Source organism: Ensifer sp. Root954 (assembly GCF_001429005.1).
Taxonomy (GTDB): Bacteria; Pseudomonadota; Alphaproteobacteria; order Rhizobiales; family Rhizobiaceae; genus Ensifer; species Ensifer adhaerens.
In genome coordinates, this window is the sequence record NZ_LMJM01000015.1 from 101,720 (window position 1) to 115,427 (window position 13,708).

16 protein-coding genes are annotated in these 13,708 nt (G+C 63.4%); 5 read left to right on the forward strand and 11 right to left on the reverse strand.

Annotated elements, in window-relative coordinates; all coding sequences use genetic code 11:
* Positions 1-45 precede the first annotated feature (45 nt).
* From ASE71_RS09470 to ASE71_RS09480, 3 genes are all read right to left on the reverse strand, one after another.
* On the reverse strand, positions 46-969 hold the full coding sequence (locus ASE71_RS09470) for a prephenate/arogenate dehydrogenase family protein (RefSeq protein ID WP_034806590.1): 924 nt from the start codon (positions 967-969) through the stop codon (positions 46-48).
* Positions 969-2,075, reverse strand: coding sequence for a histidinol-phosphate transaminase (gene hisC, locus ASE71_RS09475; protein ID WP_060518506.1), 1,107 nt, complete (start codon positions 2,073-2,075; stop codon positions 969-971). Before hisC ends, ASE71_RS09470 begins: the two co-directional genes overlap by 1 nt.
* 146 nt (positions 2,076-2,221) lie before the next feature.
* Positions 2,222-2,986, reverse strand: a complete 765-nt coding sequence (locus tag ASE71_RS09480; RefSeq protein ID WP_089044490.1) for a class I SAM-dependent methyltransferase — start codon at positions 2,984-2,986, stop codon at positions 2,222-2,224.
* Positions 2,987-3,067: 81 nt separating this feature from the next.
* Here ASE71_RS09480 and gloB point away from each other — a divergent pair, with 81 nt between their 5' ends.
* Together gloB and ASE71_RS09490 are read left to right on the forward strand one after the other, a co-directional pair.
* Positions 3,068-3,838, forward strand: coding sequence for a hydroxyacylglutathione hydrolase (gloB, locus tag ASE71_RS09485; RefSeq protein WP_060518508.1), 771 nt, complete (start codon positions 3,068-3,070; stop codon positions 3,836-3,838).
* Positions 3,838-4,275 carry a cupin domain-containing protein gene (locus ASE71_RS09490; protein WP_060518510.1) on the forward strand — a complete coding sequence of 146 codons (438 nt, stop codon included), beginning with the start codon at positions 3,838-3,840 and terminating at the stop codon, positions 4,273-4,275. Before gloB ends, ASE71_RS09490 begins: the two co-directional genes overlap by 1 nt.
* 12 nt (positions 4,276-4,287) lie before the next feature.
* Here ASE71_RS09490 and ASE71_RS09495 read toward each other — a convergent pair whose 3' ends face one another.
* The 3 genes from ASE71_RS09495 to ASE71_RS09505 all read right to left on the reverse strand — a co-directional run bounded on the left by ASE71_RS09495 (position 4,288) and on the right by ASE71_RS09505 (position 6,238).
* Positions 4,288-5,178 carry a DMT family transporter gene (locus ASE71_RS09495; protein WP_060518512.1) on the reverse strand — a complete coding sequence of 297 codons (891 nt, stop codon included), beginning with the start codon at positions 5,176-5,178 and terminating at the stop codon, positions 4,288-4,290.
* 97 nt (positions 5,179-5,275) lie between these two features.
* Positions 5,276-6,052: a DUF3108 domain-containing protein gene (locus ASE71_RS09500; RefSeq protein WP_060518514.1), complete on the reverse strand. Its 777-nt coding sequence runs from the start codon at positions 6,050-6,052 to the stop codon at positions 5,276-5,278.
* Between the two features lie 15 nt (positions 6,053-6,067).
* Positions 6,068-6,238, reverse strand: a complete 171-nt coding sequence (locus tag ASE71_RS09505; RefSeq protein WP_156400705.1) for a hypothetical protein — start codon at positions 6,236-6,238, stop codon at positions 6,068-6,070.
* A 201-nt stretch (positions 6,239-6,439) separates the two neighbouring features.
* Here ASE71_RS09505 and rpmB point away from each other — a divergent pair, with 201 nt between their 5' ends.
* Positions 6,440-6,730, forward strand: a complete 291-nt coding sequence (rpmB, locus tag ASE71_RS09510; protein ID WP_034806568.1) for a 50S ribosomal protein L28 — start codon at positions 6,440-6,442, stop codon at positions 6,728-6,730.
* A gap of 171 nt (positions 6,731-6,901) precedes the next feature.
* Positions 6,902-7,543 (forward strand): VUT family protein, encoded by a 642-nt coding sequence (locus ASE71_RS09515; RefSeq protein ID WP_034806565.1) that lies wholly within the window; start codon positions 6,902-6,904, stop codon positions 7,541-7,543.
* Positions 7,544-7,646: 103 nt separating this feature from the next.
* Here the strand turns inward: ASE71_RS09515 and ASE71_RS09520 are convergent, their stop codons facing one another.
* From ASE71_RS09520 to ASE71_RS09540, 5 genes are all read right to left on the reverse strand, one after another.
* Complete coding sequence (locus ASE71_RS09520; protein WP_060518516.1) at positions 7,647-8,099, reverse strand: GNAT family N-acetyltransferase; 453 nt, start codon at positions 8,097-8,099, stop codon at positions 7,647-7,649.
* A 270-nt stretch (positions 8,100-8,369) separates the two neighbouring features.
* Positions 8,370-9,374: an esterase-like activity of phytase family protein gene (locus tag ASE71_RS09525; protein ID WP_060518518.1), complete on the reverse strand. Its 1,005-nt coding sequence runs from the start codon at positions 9,372-9,374 to the stop codon at positions 8,370-8,372.
* A gap of 186 nt (positions 9,375-9,560) precedes the next feature.
* Positions 9,561-11,456 (reverse strand): cobaltochelatase subunit CobT, encoded by a 1,896-nt coding sequence (gene cobT / locus ASE71_RS09530; protein WP_060518520.1) that lies wholly within the window; start codon positions 11,454-11,456, stop codon positions 9,561-9,563.
* Between the two features lie 105 nt (positions 11,457-11,561).
* Complete coding sequence (gene cobS / locus ASE71_RS09535) at positions 11,562-12,557, reverse strand: cobaltochelatase subunit CobS (protein WP_034806552.1); 996 nt, start codon at positions 12,555-12,557, stop codon at positions 11,562-11,564.
* 74 nt (positions 12,558-12,631) lie between these two features.
* Positions 12,632-13,267, reverse strand: coding sequence for a J domain-containing protein (locus ASE71_RS09540; protein WP_034806549.1), 636 nt, complete (start codon positions 13,265-13,267; stop codon positions 12,632-12,634).
* A 145-nt stretch (positions 13,268-13,412) separates the two neighbouring features.
* Here ASE71_RS09540 and ASE71_RS09545 point away from each other — a divergent pair, with 145 nt between their 5' ends.
* Positions 13,413-13,694: a BolA family protein gene (locus ASE71_RS09545; protein ID WP_060518522.1), complete on the forward strand. Its 282-nt coding sequence runs from the start codon at positions 13,413-13,415 to the stop codon at positions 13,692-13,694.
* The last annotated feature ends 14 nt before the right edge of the window (positions 13,695-13,708 follow it).

A 13,708-nucleotide genomic window follows, 5' to 3' on the forward strand; every position in this document is an offset into this window, starting at 1 on the left:
CATAGGAAGGAAGACCGCTCCACGGTCTTCCTTGATCTGCTCAGGCTATTTCTGATCCATGGCATGGCGACCGAAGTCCGGCATCGCCGTGTCCTGGCCGGCCTGAATGATCGAGCGGCGAATGGCCCGGGTGCGGGTAAAGAGATCGAACAGCTTGTCGCCGTCGCCCCAGCGGATCGCCCGCTGGAGGTAGGCGAGATCTTCCGAAAACCGCGCCAGCATCTCCAGGATCGCATCCTTGTTATGCAGGCAGACGTCGCGCCACATGGTCGGGTCGGATGCCGCCAGACGCGTGAAGTCGCGGAAGCCCGAAGCCGAATATTTGATGACTTCGGATTCGGTAACGGTCTCGAGATCGTCAGCCGTGCCGACGATGTTGTAGGCGATGATGTGCGGCAGGTGCGAAACGATTGCCAGCACCTTGTCGTGGTGTTCGGCGTCCATCTCCTCGACCATCGAGCCGAGCGTCTCCCAGAAAAGCCGCAGCCGCGCCACCGCTTCCTCATCCGCGCCAGGGGGCGGCGTCAGGATGCACCAGCGGCCGCGGAAGAGGCCGACGAAGCCGGCATCCGGGCCGGAATGCTCGGTACCGGCGATCGGATGCCCCGGCACGAAATGCACGTTCTCGGGCAAGTGCGGCGCCATCTGTGCGATCACCGAACCCTTGGTCGAACCAACGTCGGTGACGATGGCGCCTGGCTTCAGATGCGCTGAGATCTCGGCGGCAACAGCGCCGGACGCGCCGACCGGCACCGAGACGATGACGAGATCCGCGTCGCGAACGGCGTCGGCGGCCGACAGCGTATAGCGATCGCCGAGCCCGAGTTCCTGCGTCCGCTTCAGCGTCGCCTCGCTGCGCGTGGAGACGACGAGCGTGCCGGCAAGCTGCTTCTCGCGGATTTCGCGCGCGATCGACGAGCCGATCAGACCAATGCCGATGAGGGCGATCGTTTCAAACTGCTGAGCCATTATTTCCGTCCCATGAATTCGGTCAGCGCCGCGATGACGCCCTCGTTGGCTTCCGCGGAGCCGATGGTCATGCGCAAGGCATTCGGGAAGCCGTAGCTGCGGACTGCCCTGAGGATATAGCCGCGGCGGGTCAGGAACTCATCGGCCTCCTCCGCCCGCTTGCCGGCCTCGTCGGGGAAATGGATCAGCACGAAATTCGTGACCGACGGCGTGATGCGGAGCCCGATCGCCTCGAGCGCTTCGGCAACGCGGGCAAGCCAGGTGAGATTGTGATCGACCGCCGTTGCGACGAAAGCCTGATCGCGGATCGCCGCCGCACCCGCCGCAATGGAAGGCGCACTGAGATTGAACGGCCCGCGGACACGGTCGACCGCGTCGATCACTTCCGGCGGCGCATACATCCAGCCGATGCGCAGGCCGGCAAGACCATAGATCTTCGAGAAGGTGCGGGTCATTACCACGTTGCGGCTGGCCGAGACGAGCTCAAGACCGGCGGCATAGTCGTTGCGGCGCACATATTCGGCATAGGCGGCGTCGAGCACCAGGAGCACGCCCTCGGGCAGGCCCGCATGCAGCCGGCGGACTTCGTCGACCGGGATATAGGTGCCGGTCGGATTGGCGGGATTGGCGAGAAAGACCATCTTGGTCCGCTCGGTGACCGCGGAAAGGATGGCGTCCACATCGGCGCGCGCATCCTTTTCCTCGACGGTTACGGGCGTCGCACCGGCCGCCAGGATCTGGATCTTGTAGACCAGGAAACCGTGCTCGGTGATAATGCCTTCGTCGCCGGGGCCGAGATAGGTGTGGCACAGCAGCCCGAGCAGTTCGTCCGAGCCGTTGCCGCACATGATGTTTGCCGGATTGAGCCCGTGAACGGCCCCGATTGCCTCCCGCAGCGCCCGCGCCTGGCCGTCCGGATAGCGCTCCAGATTGAAGGCCATCGCCTGGAAGGCTTCTATCGCCTTCGGGCTGGCACCGAGCGGCGTTTCGTTCGACGAGAGCTTATGCACCTTGGCGACACCCGGCGCATGCTCCTTGCCCGGCACATAGGCGGCAATGTCAAGGATGCCGGGACGCGGCTCAGGGCTCTTCGAAGCAAGGCTCATCGGGTCAGCTTTCTATGGCCATCAAGGTGCCACAGCGACCTTTGTCGCGCCTTGGGAGGCGCGGGGCGCTATAGGCAGGAAAAGAGGTCAAGCCATTACCGGCGCAAGCGGCTTTTGTCGAGGGTCCGCCGCCTGTACGCAGCGCCTTATCGGGTGAGGCGTGGCCGTTCGCGTGTGCTCGGCACGCCCTGCGGCGCCAACACCGGCACGAAGACACGGCGGGACGCACGCGCTGCAACCGGTAGCCCCTGGTAAAGCCGCTTCTGCGCCTCGACGACGATGACGCCTGAGAACACTGGCCAGAGCCAGCGGCCGAGCCGCTCAAAGCCTCGGCGCAGCCGCAGGATCGCCCGGAGCTTCGACGGCGGGAAGAACAGCGCGTCGGCCGTAGCCCCCGGCGTGAAGTTGGTCTCGCGCAACAGCGCCGTCAGCTGCCCGCGCGAATAGGGTCGGCCGGAGCCGAAGGGCGTATGCTCCATGCGTGCCCAGACGCCGCGTCGATTGGGCACGACGATCACGAGCCGGCCGCCCGGCGCCAGCACCCGCCAGATCTCCTTCATCGTCTCGCGCGGACTTTCGGCAAATTCCAGCGAATGCACCATCAGCACCCGGTCGATCGATGCGTCCGGCAGCGGCAATTCCTCGTCGAACACCAGCGCCGTCGAGGAAAGCTCGGCAACCGGCCAGTTCACCGCGCCCTGGCCCGCAGGCATGAAGGCGAAGGTGCGCTCCGTGTCCTTGCGGAACCGCTCGAGATAGGGAACGGCATAGCCGAGGCCGACCAGCCGCTCGTCCGGCAGCCGCGCCCAGACGGACGAAAGCGCCATGGTGACGGATTGCTCCGCCATCCGGCCAAGCTCGGAGTGATAGAATTCGCGAAGGTCGACAATATCGGTATGCATTCGCAACATGTTAGCTTCGAAGCGGTAGACTTCAAGGTAAGGCTCGCTACATTCGGCAGCATCTCCCCTCTCCTGACCGGAGGACCTGCCATGGCCGCGCTCGAACTCGATCTTTTCCTCTGCCGCACCGACAATTTCGGCGTGCTGATCCACGACCTCGAAAGCGGCCTGACCGCCTCGATCGACGCGCCCGAGGAGGCGCCAATCCTGGAGGCGCTGGAACGCCGCGGCTGGACGCTCACCCATATTCTCACGACGCACCATCATGGCGACCACGTCGCGGCCAATGACGCGTTGAAAGCCCGCTTCGGCGCCATCATCATCGGTCCGTTCAACGAGGCCGCGAAAATTCCGGGCCTCGACAAGACGGTGCGTCATGGCGAACGCTTCGAGTTTGCGGGCCGCAACGTCGAGGTGATCGAAACACCCGGCCATACCGCCGGCCATATCTGCTTCCATTTTCCACAGGACAAGCTGCTCTTTGCCGCCGACACGCTTTTTGCGCTCGGCTGCGGCCGTCTGTTCGAGGGGACGCCGGCGACCATGTGGCAGTCTCTCAGCCGGCTGATGGCCTTGCCGGACGACACGACCGTCTATTTCGGCCACGAATACACGCTCTCCAATGCCCGCTTCGCGGTCACCGTCGATCCCGACAATGCCGAACTCAAGGCACGCGCTGCCGAGATCGAGGAAATCCGCTGCGACGGCGGCTTCACCGCGCCGACGACAATCGGCCTGGAGAAGCGTACGAACCCGTTCCTGCGCGCCGCCGATCCCGGCATTCGCGCCCATCTCGGCCTGCGAGATGCCGACGATGCCGCGGTCTTTGCGGAAATCCGCAAGCGGAAGGATAACTTCTGATGGCTGAAGCACAGACGGCGGAAGAGGTCATCGAGGCGCTTGGCCTCACACGCCATCCGGAGGGCGGCTGGTACATCGAGACCTTCCGTGACACGGCCGGCGGCCCGCGGGGCCATTCGACGGCGATCTATTATCTGCTTGAGCGTGGCGACCGTTCGCACTGGCACCGCGTCCGCGACGCCGTCGAGATCTGGCACTACCACGCCGGCGCGCCGCTCGAACTCAGCATTGCCGAGGACGGCAAGCCCGCCGAGACGTTGCGGCTTGGGCCCGACATCCGGGATGGTGAGCGGCCGCAGGGCGTAGTACCGGCCAACTGGTGGCAGTCGGCTGCCTCGCTCGGCGATTGGACGCTGGTCGGCTGCACGGTCGCGCCGGCCTTCGATTTTGCCGCCTTCGAGATGGCAGCCCCCGACTGGCAGCCGCCGACCCGATAGCGATCTTTCGGACTACTCCGCCGGCTGGGTGGCTACGGCATCCTTGCGCAAAATCAGATCCTGGGCGGCGAGCACCGCCCCGCCGGTGACGAACAGGCAGGCAAGCGCTATGCGCCAGGATGGCTCTGCAAAGCCGAAGAGGATCAGGATCAGCGTCGAGAGCACCGGTGCTGCATAGCTCGAAACGCCGAGAAGCTGGATGTCGCCGTTCTTCACCCCGAAGTCCCAGGCATAGAAGGCCGCCCCCACCGGCAAGAGGCCGAGGCCCGCGACCGCCAGCCACTCGAAGGTCGTCGCCGGCCAGACCGTCGTTTCGAGCGCGAGATGGCAGACGAAGGACAGGATCGAGGTGGCAAGGCAGAAGCCGGTGACCACATCGGTCGAAACCGCCTCGAAGCGGCGTGTGATCAGCGAATAAACCGACCAGGTAAAGGCGCAGAGGAAGGCCGCGCCATAGCCGATGAGATAGGCATCGTCGAAGGCGACGCCGTTGCGCGCGACGATCAGGATCGTGCCGACGAGGCCCGCAAGCGCGCCGGCGATGTGATACCAGCGCAGCCGCTCCCCCGGCAGCAGTGCCGAACCGACAACGATCAAGAGCGGCCAGAGATAGGCGATCAGCCCGGCCTCCACCGCCGGCGCATTGCGCAGCGCCGTGAAGTAGAGGAAGTGATAGCCGAAGAGGCCGGCAATGCCCGTAATCCAGACCTTCGCCGGCTGCTTGAGCAACGCCAGGCGCTCCGGTTTTGCCACAAGCACCGCAAGGCCGGGCAGGCTGCCGATCAGGAAACAGATTGCCGAAAGCTGGAACGGCGGCATCTTGCCCGATGCCGCCGTGAACAGCGCGAGCAGCGACCACATCAGGATGGCCGAAAAACCGATCAGAGTTGCCTTGAGTTTCATAGTCGTCCCCGGGCGCGATTTCTCTCAACGGAAACCTGCGCCGTCAAAATCACGGTGCTTGGTGGTATTTAACCTTTTAGTTGCACGCGATCGCGCGTCAACCACCAAATCGCGTCGCCGAGACCGTGACCGGCCCGAGCTTGGTGGGGATGCGGACATAGACGGGGGCATAGACATTCATGGTCTCAGCTTTGGCGAACCAGATTTCCATCGTCTGCAGTCGCCGCAGATATTCGACGTCCTCGCGGCCCTTCTTGTAGCCGGCCTTCGGCACGAAGCGGATGCCGCAGACGATCACCTCGCCTTCGAAGCCCTTCGTCTTGAAAGGCCTGGTACCCTTCGGCGACAGCTTGATGTCGAGCCGCGACTCGCCGTCGAAAATCGGCAGGGTGTTGGGGCAGACGCGCGCTTGCGCCGGAATGATCAGCCCCGAAAGCGGATCGAGAACGTTGCGCATGTCACGCGAGGTGACCGGCACCCAGTTCTTCGGCAAAGGCGTGCGCTTCGGCGTCATGCTCGCATGCACGACATTGCCGTTGCGGTAAGTAACGCTGATCGCCCGGCTCTTCGAGCCACTGCGATAGGACATCGAATATTGCGACGCGCGCAGGTAATCCTTGTCGACAACGCCGGAAACCTGTGTCTGGCCCGACGTGCGGCTGAGGATATCGAGCAGGCCCGCCGATTTCAGCGTCCCCGAGATCGTGTAGCGATTCTTCTGAACCTCGGTGTGGAATGAGGCGCGCGCCACCGGCAGACCGGACAGCGAGATGCTGTAATCCGTCAGATGCTCGGCATCGGCGGCCGATGATGCTGTGGAAAACAAGGCCGCCGAAAGCAGCATTGCCCCGCGAAAGCCATTTCGCAACTTCATGCCTTTAGGAATCCATCACTTGAACATCGCCGCAATACCCTGAAATGCAGGGTGTTTACGGCTTTTCTGCGCCATTTCGCTGTCGCCGGCTACGCGGTCGGTCCAATCACGGAACCAAACCGTCGTGTGTCCTCGGTCAAGAAATAGCGCATAGCAAAACCGCTTGGAATGGGTCTCGCGCACCATTATTGTTGCCCGGACAGCGCTTCGCATGGGCAGATCGGCCGGGAAAAACCGCGGTTTTCCGAGAATGCAAGAGGTTTGGCTTGACGGGCGGGCCGTCTCTGACTATAGAACCGCGACTTTCCAATAATGGCCTAGGAACGCGGCCTGGGCTCTGGGCCCGCTACCGCATTGTCCGGCGGCGATAAAGAGAATAGGTGTACCATGTCCCGTAGTTGCGAATTGACCGGCAAGGGCGTCCAGTCGGGCAACAATGTAAGCCACGCCAACAACAAGACCAAGCGCCGGTTCCTTCCGAACCTGTGCAACGTCACGCTGATTTCCGATGCTCTCGGCCAGCGCTACCGCCTGCGCGTTTCCGCAGCTGCTCTCCGCTCGGTTGAACACCGTGGCGGCCTCGACGCCTTCCTGCTGAAGTCGGACGAGAACGAGCTGAGCATGCGCGCTCGCCTGCTGCGTCGCCAGATCGTCAAGAAGGTTGCTGAAGCCGCCTAATCGGCGCCAGCGCACCGTCTTTGACACGCGTTTAAAAGGCTTGCGGGTTCATCCGGCAAGCCTTTTTCTCGTGCGCACGTTTCTTAACCGATACGCGCTTTTGCCTTCATCGGCCGGGTGCACTGCCCTGCTTTCATCCCTCTAGCTGGTGGCATACCCCAGGATAAAAAAATGCTGATCAACCGCACATTCTTCGTCTATGTCGCGCTGATGACCCTCGTGGTCGTCGCTTCGAACATCCTCGTTCAGTTTCCGCTGCCGGGCTCGATTGCCGGTATGCAGCTCGGCGATCTCCTCACCTGGGGCGCCTTCAGCTATCCCTTCGCCTTCCTGGTGACCGACCTTACCAACCGCCAGTTCGGGCCGCGCATCGCGCGCCGCGTGGTAGTCGCAGGCTTCATCGTCGCCATTCTGCTCTCCATCGTCGCCGCCACGCCGCGCATCGCTATCGCGTCGGGCTCGGCCTTCCTGTTCGGTCAACTCCTGGACATCTCGGTGTTCAACCGGCTCCGCCGTCAGAGCTGGTGGCATGCGCCGCTCGCAGGCTCGCTGATCGGCTCGGCGCTCGATACCGCAATGTTCTTCTCCTTTGCGTTCGCACCGTTCTTCGTGTTCTTCGGCCCGAACGACAGCTTTGCGCTGGAAACCGCACCGCTCCTCGGCGTACTTGCGGCTGAAGCACCGCGCTGGATCTCCTGGGCGGTCGGTGACTTGAGCGTGAAGATCCTCTGCGGCCTCGTCATGCTGCTCCCCTATGGCGCGCTGATGAGCATCGTGAAGCCCATGCCCGCTGCGGAAAAGCAGGCGGCCTAAGGGCCGCCTGCCGGCACGCCTCGGCCCGCGCCGAAGCGGCGACCGGGCGTCGATTGCAAGGCGCGGGGAAGAGCAGCAGCCGACCTTCCCCGCGCCTCACCTTCTAGCGCTGCTTCAAAAGCATCTGAGCGTTTTCGAATGGCAGCCCTTCGTCGTCTTCCGACCGCCGGGACTGTTCTTCAAAGCCGAGGTTCTCGTAGAAGGCATAGGCCTGCGAATTGGCGGTGTAGACCTCCAAGCGGAGCTGCCCCTTCAGCTGCAGGGCATGCGAAACCAGCAAGCGGCCGATGCCGGCACCCTGGTGTCGTGGCGAGACGAAGAGCCCGCCGATGAAATCGTCGAGCAAGCTGACGAACCCGGCCGGTTCGCCGTCCCGGATGGCGACCCAAGTCTCCGCGTTCGGCAGATAGACGGTCTCGATCAACAGGCGCTGTTCACGCAACCGCGCCTCGCCGACAAATGCGTGCGCCGTTATCGAGGCCTCGAACCAGATGGCCGACAGTTCTTCCAAATCCGCAGCACGATAGGCGCGGATCATCACATCCATTTTTTTCATGGTTTTTCCGTTCAATAGATATGCGTCAAGAGGGACGCCTGTTCGGCGCCTTGAACAACCGCGAATGCGGGTAAATTTTCAGCCTCTGCGCATAAATCTCCTTCAACGGACAATCGGCCAATAGGCATTTGCCGGGACACCGTCAAGCATCGGACGGGCTTGTTCGGGCCTCTGCGCAGCCGCGCCCAGCGAGACGGCTCGATCCTTCACCGGCGCTTGGCCGGATCTCCACACGATCGGGCGGATCGCACTATTCAGGAGTTGGCTGGCTTATTGTGTCAGCGCGGTGGTGAGCCGGAACTCCAGCATCAGGTTGCGCTCGAGGATCGAATGGTTGTCGTCGGAGACGACGATGACCCGCACGTCGCCGTCGGGACGCACGACGACGTCGAGGCCTTCCATGTTGTCGATCTGGTAGCCCATGTCCGCTTCGAAGAGGACTTCGCCGTCGACGACCGCGCCGGGCTTGATCTTATCACCTGGGATCCGACGGATCTGCATGCCGAGACCCGAGCCGAAGGAGAAACGTCGCTCCAGCAGCAAGAGGTCGCCGTTCGGCAGGAAGGCGCCATCGGTTGCCGCATAGGGATCCTTGCGCACGACGCTGAATGCGCCGCGCTGTGGCCCGTCGAGGATGCCGGCCAAAAGATTGTCCGCCTTGTCGACGCTGCGTTCGGCAATGGCGATCATGGCGCCCGCGAGGGGGCTGTCCTTCGGCGAGACCGCGATCGTCTCAATGCCGGCGTTGCTGCGCAGCTCGCTGATCGGAAACGGCAATGCCAGGCTTCCGATCGGCTTAGAGCCGGCAAAACCCGGATCCGGATAGATGTCGATGCGATGGGCCTGCTCGTAACTGACGATCGCCTGGCCTTCACGAAGGGCAAGCCCTTCGGAATCCACCTTCCATTTCGCCAGGCCGACATCACCGTTACGATCCGCCATCGGCGTGGCGGTCAGGTTGGTGATACCGGAAAGCCGACCCTGCTCGTCGCGGGTTACCGCACCTTCCAGCCAGTGGCCGGTATCCATGACGGCGACGAAAGAGCTGCCGTCAGGACGAAAGCGGATTGCCGAAACCGCGCCGAACAGCGGATTTGACGAGGTCATCTCCAGACCGCCGAGAAACTCCAGGGCGCCAAACCGGGTGGCGCTGGAACCGACAGCGAAATTACTGATCTGGCGGCTGCGGATCGGCAGGTCTTCGCTATCGGAAGCGGACCATGCCGGGCAGGCCGAAGCCAGGAGGAAAAGGGCTAGGAGACCGCGGCCAAGCATCAAGAGAAGTACCTTCAGGGGGGGCATCGGGAATGACGCGGCGTGCGCTCACAGTGAGCCCGCCACGCATGGTAGCTTGGTAGACTGTAAAACTATGTCCGTAAATTGACTTCGGCCGCCAGCGATGCGTGCAGGTGCCGATTGGCAGCTCGGAGGCGATGTTCCACCGCCCCCAAGGGGGAAGCATCACCCGGCGCGGCGAAGACGCGAAGAACCGCGGCGCTGGCTTTCGTCCTCGAAGAGTGCGGCCAGCTGTTCGGTCATCGCGCCGGCAAGCTCATCGGCATCGACGATCGTGACGGCACGGCGATAGTAGCGCGTCACGTCGTGGCCGATACCGATTGCCAGCAGTTCCACCGGCGAGCGCGTTTCGATCTGATCGATGACCGCGCGCAGGTGACGCTCCAGATAGTTTCCGGGATTGACCGACAGCGTCGAGTCGTCGACCGGCGCGCCGTCCGAAATCATCATCAGGATGCGCCGCTGTTCGCGCCGCGCCATCAGCCGCTCATGCGCCCAAATCAACGCCTCGCCGTCGATGTTTTCCTTGAGCAGGCCTTCCCGCATCATCAGGCCGAGATTGCGTCGTGCCCGGCGCCACGGAGCGTCGGCAGACTTGTAGACGATGTGTCGCAGGTCGTTGAGGCGACCCGGGGCCTGTGGCTTGCCGCCGGCCAGCCACTTCTCGCGTGACTGCCCACCCTTCCACGCCTTGGTGGTAAAACCGAGGATCTCGACCTTGACGCCGCAGCGCTCGAGCGTGCGCGCCAGGATATCGGCGCAGGTGGCGGCAACCGTAATCGGGCGGCCGCGCATCGAGCCGGAATTGTCGATCAGCAGCGTCACGACCGTATCGCGGAAGTTGGTGTCCTTTTCGCGCTTGAAGGAAAGCGGCTGCATCGGATCGATGATGATGCGCTGAAGCCGCGCCGAATCGAGATACCCCTCTTCGAGATCGAACTCCCAGGAGCGGTTCTGCTGCGCCATCAGGCGGCGCTGCAGCCGATTGGCAAGGCGGCCGACCGCGCCTTGAAGATGGGCAAGCTGCTTGTCGAGGAAGGCGCGCAGCCGGTCGAGCTCGGCCTCGTCGCAAAGCTCTTCCGACGCGATCGTCTCGTCGAACTCGCGGGTGAAGACGGCGTAGTCGACCTTCTCGTTGAAGTCGGCGAAGGGCTGGTTCGGACGCTTGACCTCGCCGGGCGTTTCGCTGTCCTCGTCGCCTTCGTCCTGGAGATCGTCGTCGGAGATCTCCGCGCCGTCCATCTCGCCTTCTTCCATCTGCTCTTCGGCAGCCTGGTTCTCGTCGGCGGGTGCAGCATCGTCGCCGGCTTCCTCGTCGCTGGCGTTCTCGTCCTGCTCCTGGCTGCGCGGCTGGTCTTCGTCGGTCTCGCTTTCCTGCTCGTCCGGCTCGTTGTCGTCGTCACCGTATTTCTCGGCGACTTCCATCGAGGTCAGCATGTCGCGAACGACCCGGGCAAAGGCCTGCTGGTTGTTGATCGTCGACGACAGGTGCTCAATGTCGCCGGCAGCCTTGCCCTCGATGAACTCGCGCCAGAGGTCGAGCACCTTGCCGGCAGACGCCGGCGGCTTCTGGCCCGTCAGCTTCTCGCGCACCAGCAGCGCTACGGCCTCGCCGAGCGGCGCGTCCGCCTGGCGCTCGATGGTTGCGAAATTCGCCTTGGCGTATTTCTCTTCGAGCATGACGTTGAGGTTCTTGGCGACACCCGCCATGCGCAACGACCCGATCGCCTCGACACGAGCCTGCTCCACCGCATCGAAGATCGCGCGGGCGTCCGCCCCTTGCGGCGACATGGTCGCGTGGATCCGCGCATCGTGACAGGCCTTGCGCAGCGCCATGCTGTCACCGAGCCCGCGGGTCACGGCAAGTTCCTGCAGGGTCGGGCGCTTGGAAAGTTCCGGCAGACGGATGCGTTCGCCGGTCATGCCCGGCCGCTCGTTGGCGAAGGCGACTTCCACCTCGGCATCGCCCGCGATCGATCGGATGCAGCCGGAAAGCGCCCGCTTGAACGGTTCCGCAGCATTCTCGCGCGTGGTTGGCTTTGCCTTCGAATTCGAGCTCACGACAGTTCCTTCTTCAGCCAGAGGCGACGGCGCCCCAGTGGGGCGTCATCCGGTTTGCCACAGCGTCATGGCCCGCCCTCCCAAAGGGGACGGCAGGCCGTGGGATCAGGCGGTGGCTTCGAGCACGATGTTGGCAGCGCTTTCCTTCAGCTCGATGCCGAAGGCGCGCTGGTAGTGCTCGGCGACCAGCGCCCGCTCCAGCTCGTCGCACTTGTTGAGGAAGGTCACGCGGAAGGCGAAAGCGATGTCGCCGAAGATGTGGGCGTTCTCGGCCCAGGTGATGACCGTACGCGGGCTCATGACGGTCGAGAGATCGCCATTGATGAAGGCTGCGCGCGTGAGGTCGGCGACACGTACCATCTTGGAGACGGTCTCGCGGCCCTTGTCGGCAGTGAAGCCCTTGACCTTGGCGGCGACGATGTCGACTTCCTTGTCGTGCGGCAGGTAGTTCAGCGTGGTGACGATCGACCAGCGGTCCATCTGCGCCTGGTTGATCTGCTGCGTGCCGTGATAGAGGCCGGTCGTGTCGCCGAGGCCGACGGTGTTGGCGGTCGCAAACAGGCGGAAGGCCGGGTGCGGACGGATGACACGGCTCTGGTCGAGCAGCGTCAGGCGGCCGGAGGATTCCAGCACGCGCTGGATGACGAACATGACGTCCGGGCGGCCGGCATCGTATTCGTCGAAGACGAGCGCGACATTGTGCTGGTAGGCCCAGGGCAGGATGCCGTCCTTGAATTCGGTGACCTGCAGGCCGTCCTTGACGACGATCGCGTCCTTGCCGACGAGGTCGATACGGCTGACATGGCTATCGAGGTTGACGCGCACGCACGGCCAGTTGAGGCGCGCGGCGACCTGCTCGATATGGGTGGACTTGCCGGTGCCGTGATAGCCCGACACCATCACGCGTCGGTTGTGGGCGAAGCCTGCGAGAATGGCGAGCGTCGTTTCGCGGTCGAAGAGGTAGTCCGGATCCAGATCCGGGACATAGGCGTCGCCCTTCGAATAGGCAGGAACGCGCAAATCCGTATCAATGCCGAAAACCTCCCGGACGGAAATCGTGGTGTCGGGGAGGTTGGAAATGTCGAGGTCAATCTTGCTCATCATGTCTCCAGAGCGGCCACCGGACGGCACCCGCGCATTCGCCTGCAAAAGTGCTTCTGTATTAATCCGGGTTGTTAGCAGAAACCAGCCTGTTTTAACAATTGGTAGGCCTGAATAACCGCGCGAAAACGCTCTTCCGATCCTCTATCTCCGCCATTGGCATCGGGGTGATGCTTCTTGACGAGGTCCTTGTAGGCCGCCTTGATGTCGGCAGTGGTCGCCGAGGCTCCGAGACCAAGCGTTTCGAAGGCCTTCGCCTCGAGCGTCTTCAGCTTGCGCTGACGTGGCTCGGGACGACCGGATCGCGCCCGTGCCTCGCTGACAAAGCCGAAGGGATCGCGCATGCGGGCCTGGGCGCCGGCAGAGCCAGACCGCGTCTGCGACTGGGTCGGGCCGTTCTTGGCGTTCTTGTTGACGCCGACGGTCCAGGTGGGCCGATGACCGGTGATCGCTTCCTTCTGGTAGCGGGCGACCTCGCTGTCGGAGAGGCCGGAGAAGAAGTTGTAGCCCTTGTTGTATTCCTTCACGTGCTCGAAGCAGAACATGAAATACTGCCCCTCGGCGTTGCGACCGACGGGCGCCCGGTGCACACCCTTCTGATCGCAGCCGTCCCACTGACAGACGGGAGCCGCCGGCTCTGCCTGCGGCTCGACCTTGCGCCGGGTTCGAATGCGATCGAAGTATTTTGAATCGAGTCTCATGGCGCTCATTATGGGGTTTGGCGGGAGTCACAACAAGAATTGACAAAGCGGAATGTTGCTGGCTTTGTGCGGGCATTTTGCGCCGCCGTGCCAGCGATTACCGGGTTCTTAACTGCGAGGGGGCGCCAAGCAAACAGCAAAATGGGACGGAAGAATGTCGCTCACCGAGACCATCGAAAAGAAGCTGATCGAGGCCTTCCACCCTGAACGGCTCGAGGTCATCAACGAGAGCCATCAGCATGCCGGCCATCAGCCGGGGTTCGATGGTACCGGCGAGTCCCACATGCGGGTGCGTATCGTTTCTAGCGCCTTTGCCGGCATGAGCCGTGTCGCCCGCCACCGCGCCATCAATGATCTCCTGAAGCCAGAACTCGACGCCGGCCTGCATGCGCTCGCCGTCGAGCCGGCAGCCCCCGGCGAGCCGACCCGCTGGTAGAGGCAATCGCGGCC